General features: G+C 67.2%; 9 protein-coding genes and 1 pseudogene. 3 read left to right on the plus strand and 7 right to left on the minus strand.

Translation table 11 applies throughout. The features are described 5' to 3' along the window. A pseudogene (locus tag K789_RS24200) lies at positions 1-617 on the minus strand (endonuclease); the annotation flags it as partial. A 137-nt stretch (positions 618-754) separates the two neighbouring features. Beyond that, positions 755-2092, minus strand: coding sequence for a uracil-xanthine permease family protein (locus K789_RS0118960; protein WP_024368126.1), 1338 nt, complete (start codon positions 2090-2092; stop codon positions 755-757). A gap of 215 nt (positions 2093-2307) precedes the next feature. On the opposite strand from K789_RS0118960, the gene K789_RS0118965 reads away from it, so the two are divergent. Next, the gene (locus K789_RS0118965) at positions 2308-2913 is read left to right on the plus strand and encodes a malonic semialdehyde reductase (protein ID WP_024368127.1); all 606 of its coding nucleotides are present in this window, start codon (positions 2308-2310) and stop codon (positions 2911-2913) included. A 296-nt stretch (positions 2914-3209) separates the two neighbouring features. Continuing rightward, the gene (locus K789_RS0118970) at positions 3210-4370 is read left to right on the plus strand and encodes a GGDEF domain-containing protein (protein ID WP_029705348.1); all 1161 of its coding nucleotides are present in this window, start codon (positions 3210-3212) and stop codon (positions 4368-4370) included. 9 nt (positions 4371-4379) lie between these two features. Here the strand turns inward: K789_RS0118970 and pgm are convergent, their stop codons facing one another. Continuing rightward, positions 4380-6053 carry a phosphoglucomutase (alpha-D-glucose-1,6-bisphosphate-dependent) gene (gene pgm, locus K789_RS0118975; RefSeq protein ID WP_024368128.1) on the minus strand — a complete coding sequence of 558 codons (1674 nt, stop codon included), beginning with the start codon at positions 6051-6053 and terminating at the stop codon, positions 4380-4382. Positions 6054-6179: 126 nt separating this feature from the next. On the opposite strand from pgm, the gene K789_RS0118980 reads away from it, so the two are divergent. Continuing rightward, positions 6180-6731, plus strand: a complete 552-nt coding sequence (locus K789_RS0118980; protein ID WP_024368129.1) for a DUF4190 domain-containing protein — start codon at positions 6180-6182, stop codon at positions 6729-6731. 39 nt (positions 6732-6770) lie between these two features. Here the strand turns inward: K789_RS0118980 and K789_RS0118985 are convergent, their stop codons facing one another. The 4 genes from K789_RS0118985 to K789_RS0119000 all read right to left on the minus strand — a co-directional run. Further along, positions 6771-8270 carry a mannitol dehydrogenase family protein gene (locus tag K789_RS0118985; protein WP_029705350.1) on the minus strand — a complete coding sequence of 500 codons (1500 nt, stop codon included), beginning with the start codon at positions 8268-8270 and terminating at the stop codon, positions 6771-6773. A 51-nt stretch (positions 8271-8321) separates the two neighbouring features. Beyond that, positions 8322-9200: an ABC transporter permease gene (locus K789_RS0118990; RefSeq protein WP_024368131.1), complete on the minus strand. Its 879-nt coding sequence runs from the start codon at positions 9198-9200 to the stop codon at positions 8322-8324. Further along, entirely contained in the window at positions 9200-10123 is a 924-nt protein-coding gene (locus K789_RS0118995; protein WP_024368132.1) for an ABC transporter permease, read from the minus strand. Before K789_RS0118995 ends, K789_RS0118990 begins: the two co-directional genes overlap by 1 nt. Further along, positions 10120-10587, minus strand: a 468-nt coding sequence (locus K789_RS0119000) for a TOBE domain-containing protein (RefSeq protein ID WP_024368133.1), incomplete at its 5' end; no start/stop codon positions are given. The genes K789_RS0119000 and K789_RS0118995, both read right to left, overlap by 4 nt.

Consider the following 10587-nt stretch of genomic DNA (forward strand, 5'->3'; position numbering starts at 1 on the left):
GGAACGAGCTCTCCGGCCTGGCAGCCGCGGGCCGGGTCCGGGGCGCCGGGGTCCAGGAAGTGCGCCTCGAGTGCGGCCGCGCCGGCCCGGTCCAGGCCGGAGGTTTCGTCGACAATGATGCGGGCATGCGCCCAGGAGATCGTCCCGGCCCGCAGCGCCGCGAGGGTCAGCGGCAAACCCCGCGTCAGAGCCAGGCACTCGGACAGGAACGCTCCCGCGGTCCGCTCGCTCACGGTCAGGACACACGCGACCTCAGCGACCACCGCCATCTCCTGGCAGGCAGAGTCCCGCAGCGACGCCGCTGGGGCCGCCAGGGTCTCGGTGGCCTGCAGATAGGCCGCGCCCAGCCTGACCTTCAACGCCGCGGCCCTCGCCTCCCACCGCGCCACCTCGGCCAGGCCGTCCAGGCAATCATCGGCAAGATCCCGCAACGGATCGTCCCGCAACGAGCCGTCATCCCGGCAAAGACTGCCGGCACCGGACGGACCCCCGCGATCAGCGCCCGACGGATCCTCGTGATCAGCGCCGACAGCGGTAACGGAGTCCATGGCTGCGGCAAACGCCGTGACAGCCGCCAGAGCTTCCCAGCCCTCCGCAATCCAGTCCGAACCTTCCATAAACCAAGAATATCGAGGGTCCGCGACAACTAATCGACCGGAAACAGGCTATGTGGATAACTCGACCGCGCAGTTCGCGGAGGCCGTCTCAGCGCCGACAAAAGCATCCCGAGTAGGTCCAGCGGACGGATTTAGCCTTAGCGGCGCTTCTTCGGCACGCGTTTCACGGCGGCCGTGGCCGCGGCTGCGACGCCTTCCGTTTCCGGCTCGGCAACGGTGCCCCTGGCCTTGGCGATGGCCTTCATGCCGTGGTAAATCACCAGGGCCGCGGCGGAGCCGAGGGCGATGCCGGTAAATTTCAGGTCGCCGATGGTCCAGGTGTAGTCGGCGATGCCGACAATAAGAGCGACGGCGGCCGTGGTCAGGTTGATCGGGTTGGAGAAGTTCACCTTGTTCTGCACCCAGATCTTGACGCCCAGGACGCCGATCATGCCGTAGAGCATCGTCGCCGCGCCGCCCAGCACGCCGGCCGGGACAGTGGCGATGAGTTCGCCGAACTTCGGCGAGAAGCTCAGCACCACGGCGAAGACACCGGCCACCCAGTAGGCCGCCGTCGAATAGACCTTGGTGGCAGCCATTACGCCGATGTTTTCCGCGTAGGTGGTGGTGCCGGAGCCGCCGCCCAGGCCGGCAAGCACTGTGGCCGCACCGTCGGCCATCAGCGCGCGCCCGGAGACGCCGTCGAGGTTCTGGCCGGTCATGGCGGACACGGACTTGACGTGGCCGATATTCTCCGCCACGAGCACCAAAACCACCGGCACGAAGAGGCCAACGACGCCGAGGTGGAATTCGGGGGTCTGGAAGAACGGGAGCCCCACCCAGGCGGCGGAGTCCATCTTGGAGAAGTCCACCTCGCCGCGGATCATCGCCACGAAGTAGCCCAGCACAACGCCGACCAGGATGCTCAGCCGCCCCAGGATGCCGCGGAAGAAGACGCTGACCACGATGATCGTGGCCAATGTGATGAGGGCGGTGATCGGGGCCGCGTCGAAGTTGTTCTTCGCTGCCGGGGCGAGGTTGAGGCCGATCAGCCCCACGATGGCGCCCGTGACGATGGGCGGCATCAGCCGGTTGATCCAGCCGGCACCGAACTTCTGCACCACCGCACCGATGATCGCCAGCCCGACGCCGGCCAGCACCACGCCGCCGAGCGCGCCGGCGACGCCGTACTGCTGCTGCGAGGCCATGATCGGCGCGATGAACGCGAAGCTGGATCCGAGGTAGCTCGGCACCTGGCCCTTGGTGATAACCAGGAACAGCAGGGTGCCGGTGCCGGAAAAGAAGAGGGTAGTGGCCGGCGGCATGCCCGTGATGATGGGGACGAGGAAGGTGGCGCCGAACATGGCGACAACGTGCTGCATTCCGATGCCAATGGTCAGCGGCCACGCAAGACGCTCATCCGGCTTCACGACCTCGCCCGGGCGGATCGATTTGCCGTTGCCGTGGAGCTTCCATTTGGTTCCGAGCATGCTCATTGCCGGGGCCTTTCAGAGAATGTGTGGCGGGCGGGAAGGAATCTTCCGGAGCAACTTTACCGCGCCGGTGTTTCCGGCATGCTTCGCCGGCGGCGCCCCCTGTGCCGGACGTCACGGGGCGTTGCGGGAAGCAGGAGGCACAAGTTGAAGTTGCAACCATAGACAGTAACCAGTGGCCGCCGCCCCGGCGGGTACGCCCAGCGAAAGGGATGCTCATGACCATCGCCCATGATGAAGCAGTAATCGACGCCGCCGCAGTGGACGCCATCTTTGCCGAGGCCCGCACCGCCAATACTTTCACCGGCGAAGTCACCGACGAGCAGGCCCGGGCCATCTACGAACTCACCAAGTTCGGCCCCACCGCGTTCAACTCGCAGCCACTGCGCGTGACCTACATCCGGTCCGCGGAAGCCCGCGCCACCCTGGTCGAGACCCTCGCCAACGGCAACCGCGCCAAAACCGCCTCCGCACCGCTCGTCGCGGTCCTCAGCTACGACACGTCCTGGCAGGAACAGTGGGACAACTTCCTGCCCGGTTACAACGCGCCCAAGGCCATGTACGACGCCGCCCCGGACCTCGCCGCGGCCACCGGCAACAACAACGCCCACCTGCAGGCCGGCTACTTCATCCTCGCCGTCCGCTCCCTCGGCTTTTCCGCCGGACCCATGACGGGTGCGGACTTCACCGCGATTGATCAGGCATTCTTCCCCGACGGTGGCCAGAAGAGCTTCCTCGTGGTCAACATCGGCCGGCCCGCTGCCGACGCCTGGGGTGCGGCGAAGCCAAAGTTCGCCTACGAGGACGTCGTCCGCACGGTCTAACGGCACTATTTCTCACGCGGAGGTGCCTCCGGCACCATGGGGGACAGGCCGGAGGCACTCGGGACGCAATTCTGCGGTTGAGCGCAAGGCCGCATCCGGGGCCGATTCCCAGTTTAGTCCGCTTTGAGGCCGCAAACACAGGGGCCGCGGGCCTCGACCGGGGCCTGCCCCTGCCCGGCAACGTCGCATTCGAGACCGTGGTCACATATTTTTGCCGCGGGGTGCAATACTAAGGTCACTTGCGGCGCGTAGTCGACGCAATTCGGGCTATTGCGAGCGGACCGGGGGGCCACTACATGATGCTTGACACCGCAACCCTGCGTGTCGCTTTGGCGGTGGTCGATCTGACCCTGCTGCTGCTTTTCTACTTCATCACTTTCCGCCGGACGCGGTCGGCCTACAGCGGCTGGTGGTGCCTGGCGCTGCTGCTGTTCCTGTCTGGCAATGCGGCTTACCTGCTGGACGGCACGCCACACCAGGTCTGGTCCAACCCCCTCGGAAACGTGTTTCTCGTGGCGGGCGCGGCGAGCATCTGGGCGGGAGCCCGTTCGCTGCGGACCACGGTTCCCAAGATCTGGTACCTCGCCGCCGGGCCCGGCATCACCGCCGTGGCATCGGTGCTGGACCAGCCGGCCACCAATGTGTGGTCCGGCGGCCCTGCCTATCTTGGATTTATGGGCCTGCTGATCGGGCTCGGCTGCCGGGAACTGTTTCTGCTGGACCGGCACTTTTCGCGTGTGCACCTTACGTTGGCAGTGGGCTCCGGCATCCTGGCAGCCTTCTATCTGGGCCGTTTAGCAGCCTTTGTTCTCGAAGGGCGCGACGGGCCCGTGTTCCTGACCGTCTTTGGATCAGTCACGATGACGGTATTTTCCGCCGTGATCATGGTGGTGGCGTCCTTCACGATGGCAGAGCTGAGCTACGAGCAACAGACGCAGGACCTCCGTGCCCGGGCCACGGTGGACGGGCTGACGGGGCTGCTGAACCGTACGGCCTTCCTGGACCTCGCCGAGGACGAACTGCGCCGCCTGAGCCGGGCCAGGACCGCGGCGTCGCTGATCCTGGCGGATCTGGACCATTTCAAGGCCATCAACGACGAGTACGGCCACTCGGCCGGCGACGCCGCATTACAGGCGTTCGCGGACGCCTGCTCGTCCACGGTCCGCTCCAGCGACCTCGTCGGCCGTTACGGCGGCGAGGAATTCATCCTCCTCCTGCCGGGCGTGACACCCGAACGGGCAGGGGAAATCGCCGCCGACATTAGCTCGCGGCTGCAGGCCTCGGCGTCGCCGGTGATCCCGCGCCTGCCTACCTCCAGCTATGGCATCGCCTCAACGGCGCCCGGCCGCGTGGACCTTGACGCCTTGATCGCCTCTGCGGACGCTGCCCTCTACCGCGCGAAGACCCTGGGCCGGGACCGTTTTGTGCTCGCGGGGGTCGAGGAAGACCCGGCCTGAGCGTGGCCGCTAGGAAATGACGCCGTCCACCAGCGCCTTGGCCTCGGCCTGCACCTGCTTCAGGTGCTCCGCGCCCTTGAAGGACTCAGCATAGATCTTGTAGACGTCCTCGGTGCCTGAGGGGCGGGCCGCGAACCAGGCGTTCTCGGTGACCACCTTGAGGCCGCCGATCGCCGCACCGTTGCCCGGCGCTTCGGTCAGTTTGGCGGTGATGGTTTCACCGGCCAGTTCCGTGGCGGTGACGTCCGACGGCGACAACTTGCCCAGGGCGGCCTTCTGCTCCCGGGTGGCCGCTGCGTCGATCCGCGCATAGACCGGGTCGCCGAACTGGTCGGTGAGGCCCTTGTACAGCTGCGACGGCGACTTGCCCGTGACCGCCGTGATCTCCGACGCCAGCAGCGCCAGCAGGATGCCGTCCTTGTCCGTGGTCCACACGCTGCCGTCCATCTTGTTGAACGAAGCGCCGGCAGACTCCTCGCCGCCGAACGCGCCCTCGCCGGACAGCAGCCCGGGAACGAACCACTTGAACCCGACCGGCACCTCAACGAGCTTCCGGCCCAGGCTTGCGGCCACGCGGTCGATGATGGACGAGGAAACCAGCGTCTTGCCAATTACGGACTTCGGGTTCCACCCGGTCCGGTGCCGGTACAGGTAGTCAATCGCGACGGCGAGGTAGTGGTTCGGGTTCATCAGCCCGCCCTGTCCGTCAACAAAAGGGGTCACGATGCCGTGCCGGTCGGCGTCGGCGTCGTTGCCGGTAGCGATGTCGAAGGCTGCGGACCCGTCCGCACCAACAGCCATCCGGTTGATCAGCGAGGCCATCGCCGACGGCGAGGAGCAGTCCATCCGGATCTTCTCGTCCCAGTCGAGCGTCATGAAGGCCCACTGCGGATCGACGGTGGGGTTGACCACCGTGAGGTTCAGGTGGTGGCGTTCACCGATCTCGCCCCAGTAGTCCACCGAAGCGCCGCCCATCGGGTCGGCGCCGATCCTGACGCCTGCCTCGCGGATGGCGTTGAGGTCCAGGACCGAGGGGAGGTCGTCCACGTAGCTGCTCAGGAAGTCGAACTTGCCCGTGGTGCCGGCACTGAGCGCCTCGGCGATGGGAATCCGTTTGACCCCGCGGAGGCCGTTTTCCAGCAGTTCGTTGGCGCGGTTGGCGATCCAGCCGGTTGCGTCCGTGTCAGCGGGGCCGCCGTGCGGGGGGTTGTACTTGAAGCCGCCGTCGCCGGGCGGATTGTGGCTGGGGGTCACCACAATGCCGTCTGCCTGCGGCGCCCCGGCGGGGGAGTTGTTGTTGTGCGTCAGGATGGCGTGGCTCAGGGACGGAGTGGGGGTGTAGCCGTGACGGGCGTCGATCAGCACATTAACGCCGTTGGCCGCGAGGACCTCCAGGGCGGAATTCTGGGCCGGCTCGCTCAGGGCGTGGGTGTCTTTGGCGAGGTACAGCGGCCCGGTGATGCCTTGGCCCGCCCGGTACTCCACGATCGACTGGGTGATGGCCAGGATGTGGGGTTCGTTGAAGGAGGCTTTCAGGCTCGAGCCCCGGTGCCCGGAAGTGCCGAAGGCCACCCGTTGGCCGGGGTCGCCAAGATCCGGGGAAACGTCGTAGTACGCATCCAGGAGCGCAGTGAGATCAACAAGGTCTTGGGGTTGGGCAACAGTGCCCGCGCGGCTAGCCATGGCACCAGCATGCCAGACCGGTGGGGAAGGCAACATGATTACGGCCCCTGTGACGGAAGAATTATCCTGCCCATCGCCACGGGACGGCGGTAGGCTGAACCGAGAGACTTCCAGAGGGGGAAAACCATGACTGACCAGCCGAAACCGGAGAAGGACGAGACTCCGGCGGGCTACCAGCCGCCGTCGTTCATTCCAGGGCAGGAGTCCGGCGAGCAGTACCGCCCGCCGGCCCCCGATTACAGCCCGCCCACCGAGCCGTACGCCTCGCCGTATGGCGCGGCGCCGCAGCAGCCCACGGATCCGTACGCCACGCCGTATGGCACGGCACCGCAGCAGCCCTACGGTGCGCCGGCTCAGTACGGCCAGCAGGGCGGCCCGTTCAATGCCTACGGCCAGCCGGCCTACTATGGTCTGCCACCCGAACCCAAGGGCCTGAGCATCGCCAGCATGTGCTGCGGCATCGCCGCTTTCGTGGGGCTGGGCATCTTCCTCTTGCCGCAGCTGGCGGCGGTCATCCTCGGGCACCTGGCCCTCAAGCGCGAGCCGTCGGGAAGGGGCATGGCCATAGCCGGCCTGGTGCTGGGTTATGTGGGGATCGCGCTGACCATCCTGGTCATCGTGATCATCGCGCTGGGTCTGGCCATCGGCAGCTCCACCCGCATGCGCTACGGGGCCTAGGCTCCGCCGCCCCACCGGGCGCGCCTTGGCGGCCCCAGCTTAGGGAACCTCAGACAGCAGCCGCCGGACCGCCTCAGCCACTGCAGTGCGGAATCCCGTGTGGCCCGCGAGTTCCTCGGGGAAGATTTGCTTGACCCCCAGTAGCCGGTCTGCGAGTCCGGCCTCAGAGCCGTCCGCGGCTGCCCGCAGTGCGTCCGCCATCGGATCGTCAAGGGCCAGCGGCTGGCCGTTGACGTCCCGTCCGCGGTAGACGAACACCATCCAAGCCGCGACCAGCAGGGCGCCGGAGTAGGGGATTTCGCCCGCGGTCAACCGGTCTGCTACCGTCCCGAGGATCCTGACCGGCAGCTTCTGCGACCCGTCCATGGCGACTTGGATGGTGGTGTGCCCTAGGTTCGGGTTGGCGAACCGGTCCAGGATCGATTCGCCGTAGTCCGCCAGATCCGTGCCCGGTGGGGCCGTCAGGGTGGGAATGATGTCGTTGCGCTGCAGGCGGCGCGCCTCCTCCACGAGCCCGTCCGCGGCGACGGCGTCGGCGATCGTTGGGTACCCCCTGAGTGCCCCGAGGTAGGCCAAGAGGGAGTGTGTGGCATTGAGCATCCGCAGTTTGGCGAGTTCAAAGGTGCCGACGTCGCCGGTCAGGACTGCCCCGGCACGCTCCCAGGCCGGGCGCGGCCCGGGGAACTTGTCTTCGATGATCCACTGGCCAAACGGCTCCGCCACTACCAGGCCCTCGTCCCGCAGGCCCAGCAGCCGTTCGGCCTCCCTGCGGTTAGCCTCGGTTGTCGCGGGGACAATCCGGTCCACCATGGTGGACGGGAACGAGACGGCGGCGTCGAGCCATTCCAGCAGCCGCTCCGCCCCCGCCGCCTCCGCCAGCCCCAGCACGAGGCTCCGGGTGACACTGCCGTTCGACATCAGGTTGTCGCAGCACATCACCGCGAACGGTGCGCCGGAGGAGGAGTGGCGCCGGGCCAGCCCCCGCGCCAGCAGGCCGAGGGGGGTGCGGGCCGGCCCGGCAAAGCTCCGGCCCGAGACTTCGGCTTTCAGGGCGTTGACGTCCGCCACCACCCCGGGATGAGTGAGATCCAAGCCGCCGCCGAGCATCCGCGGGTAGCCCTTTTCGGTAATGGTCAGGGACGCCAGGTGGACGTTCTCGGCCGCCAGCGTCCGCAGCACCTCCTCGGAATCGGTTCCCGGGAACGCGACCCCGCGCATCGAGCCCATCACCCGCAACGACGACGAGTCCCGGGCCTTGGTCAGCACCGAGTAGAGACCGTCCTGCGGTCCGAGCTGTTCCGCTACCCGCGCCGAACGTCCGGTGACGCCGAGGATTCCCCAGCGGGTATCGCCTGTGGCCGCGGCGGCGTCCTCGGTGTACACGGCCTGGTGCGCGCGGTGGAAGGCGCCGACGCCGAAGTGGACGATGCCGGTGCTGAGGGCGCGGGGATCCACGGCGGGGCCGGAGACGCCGGGGCGCTCCGCCGCCGCCGCCACAGTGGCCAACGACAGGCGGTCGGTGATGGTGATTGCAGACATCGTTGGCCTTTCAGCCGGCGGGGGAGGGCGGCACGGGCGGCAGCCCGGCGGTCAGTCCGTCTCTTCCCGGACCTGCGAGACAAGCTGGGTGGGATTGACGAACCGGAGGGCCACCACCAGCAGCACCATCATCATGAGCATGTAGACAACGGCCATCGCGTCGACGGACTGCTGGGCGCGGATGCCGGCCCCGGTCATGGCCGTGAACAGCGCAACGACAAGGGTGTCAGAGGTGGAATCCGAGGTCAGAAAGGTCAGCTCGAACATGCCCACCGTCCGGACCAGCACCAGGACCGCGGCGGCCAGGATGCCCGGCACCAGGAGCGGCGCGAGAATCCTTGTGAAAAGCCGCAGCATGTTGGCGCCGCACATCCGCGCCGCCGACTCGATCGATGGGTTGATCTGTTCGATGAACGGCGTCATGGTCAGAATGACGAACGGGATGGATGGAACCAGGTTAGCCAGGATCACGCCGGTCAGGCCCGGTGCCAGGTGGTAGTACGTCAGCAGTGTCGCCAGCGGGATGCCGTAGGTGATGGGGGGCATCATGATCGGCAGCAGGAAGACGAGCATCAGGATGTTCTTGCCCGGGAAGCTGCGGCGGGCCAGCACGTAGGAGGCAGGTGCGCCGATCAGCACGGAGATTCCAACGACGGCGATCGAGACTGTCAGCGTGGTGCCGATGACTTGGCCGAGGTCGTACTCTTTCCACGCATCGGCGTACCAGGCGGGCGTGTAGCCGGAGGGCAGCCAGGTATCGAACCACTCCTTGGCGAAGGAGTTCACCACCACGGAGGACACCACCCCCAGCAGCAGCAGCAGGAACACGGCCATGCTTCCCCAGATCAGGAACGTTCCCGGGGAGGCCGCCAGCGGCCGTTTGGCGGTTCGCGGCGTGGTGCCGGATTTTGGTTTCAGTGTGAGGCTCATCAGCCCTTACCTCCGGTGGATCCTTTGTACATGCGGGAGCGCCAGATCAGCACCAGGACGATGACTACCAGTTCCACGGCGCCCATGACGATGGCCGCGGCGGACGCGAGCGGGTAGTCGAACTGCTGCCCCCAGGCGTTGTAGGCCACGTAGGCGATGACGCGGGTGGACCCGGACGGGTCGCCGACGAGGATGGCGGAGGGAAATACGCTGAAGGCCAGGACGAAAGTCAGGCAGAAGGTGATGGCCAGCCCGGGTGCCAGTAGCGGCAGGGTGATCCGGCGGAAGCGCTGCTTCCAGTCCGCCCCCAGGGTCCGGGCAGCCGCCTCGAGCGAGGGATCGATGCCGGATAGGTAGGACAGGATCAGCAGGAACGCGAACGGGAACCCCGAGATGATCAGGGACCAGAGCACGCCCCAGTAGTTCTGGACCAGCTGGAGGGGCTCGAATCCGAGGAGCCCAAGGAAGCGGTTCAGCCAGCCGCGCTGCCCGAAGAAGTTCAACAGGCCCTCGGCGGTGAGGACCGTGCCGAGTGTGATCGGGATGACCAGCACTGTTGTCAGGGCGCGCTTGCCGCGGAACTTCCCGCGCATTTTGTACGCGATCGGAACCGAGACCAGGACGTTCAGCAGCGCCGCCGGGACGGCCAGCTGCAGGGTCACCCAAATTGAGTCCAGCCCCCTGACCGACGGATCGGTGAAGAACTTCACGTAGGCGCCGAACAGTCCGCCGGTCTTCGGCTGGAACGACAGGCCCAGGCCGTAGACGAACGGGTAGACGAAGAGCACGAGTGCGAACACCAGTGCGGGCAGCAGCAGGAGCAGGAGCTTGTCGATGCCGCGTTCGGCGAGCCGGTGGGACAGTGCGGGCCGGGTTCCCGGTTCCTGCTCCACCCGGCCCGGGCGCTGCCCGGTGAGGGTCACAGTACCGCCGCCTCAAGCTCCGGGGCCGGGCTCGCCGTTGGCGAAAGCTCGGCCGGGAAGACCAGCACGCGCTCCTGCGCGGCCGTGAGGGTGACCCGCTGGCCGGGTTCCACATGGCGGGAGGTCCGCACGTGCAGGGGCTTTCCGGCGTCGGACCGGGCCTCAACCGCGAATTCACGGCCTTGGTATTCGACGACTTCGACCGTGGCGTCGATGCTGGCTAGGCCTGCCGGCGCCGTCCCCGCCGGGGCGATGTCGAAGTCCTCGGGGCGCAGCCCCACCTTCACGGCGTCGCCGGCGCGGAGCAGTTCCTTGGTGGAACCGGTGATGGTGGTGCCGAGGACCGAAACGGTCACGGCGCCGTCATGAACCCGCTCCACGACGCCCTCGAGCAGGTTGCGGTAGCCCATGAAGTCCGCGACGTGCCAGTTGACCGGGTGCTCGTGCAGTTCCTGCGGCGTGCC

Source organism: Arthrobacter sp. TB 26, assembly GCF_000427315.1.
Classification (GTDB): domain Bacteria; phylum Actinomycetota; class Actinomycetes; order Actinomycetales; family Micrococcaceae; genus Arthrobacter.

Excerpts from the sequence above, each read along its gene's own strand:
- K789_RS0118965 (WP_024368127.1), top strand. The coding sequence starts at position 2,308 with ATGACCATCGCCCATGATGAAGCAGTAATCGACGCCGCCGCAGTGGAC.
- K789_RS0118990 (WP_024368131.1), bottom strand. The coding sequence starts at position 9,200 with ATGAGCCTCACACTGAAACCAAAATCCGGCACCACGCCGCGAACCGCC.
- K789_RS0118980 (WP_024368129.1), top strand. The coding sequence starts at position 6,180 with ATGACTGACCAGCCGAAACCGGAGAAGGACGAGACTCCGGCGGGCTAC.
- pgm (WP_024368128.1), bottom strand. The coding sequence starts at position 6,053 with ATGGCTAGCCGCGCGGGCACTGTTGCCCAACCCCAAGACCTTGTTGAT.
- K789_RS0118985 (WP_029705350.1), bottom strand. The coding sequence starts at position 8,270 with ATGTCTGCAATCACCATCACCGACCGCCTGTCGTTGGCCACTGTGGCG.
- K789_RS0118970 (WP_029705348.1), top strand. The coding sequence starts at position 3,210 with ATGATGCTTGACACCGCAACCCTGCGTGTCGCTTTGGCGGTGGTCGAT.
- K789_RS0118960 (WP_024368126.1), bottom strand. The coding sequence starts at position 2,092 with ATGAGCATGCTCGGAACCAAATGGAAGCTCCACGGCAACGGCAAATCG.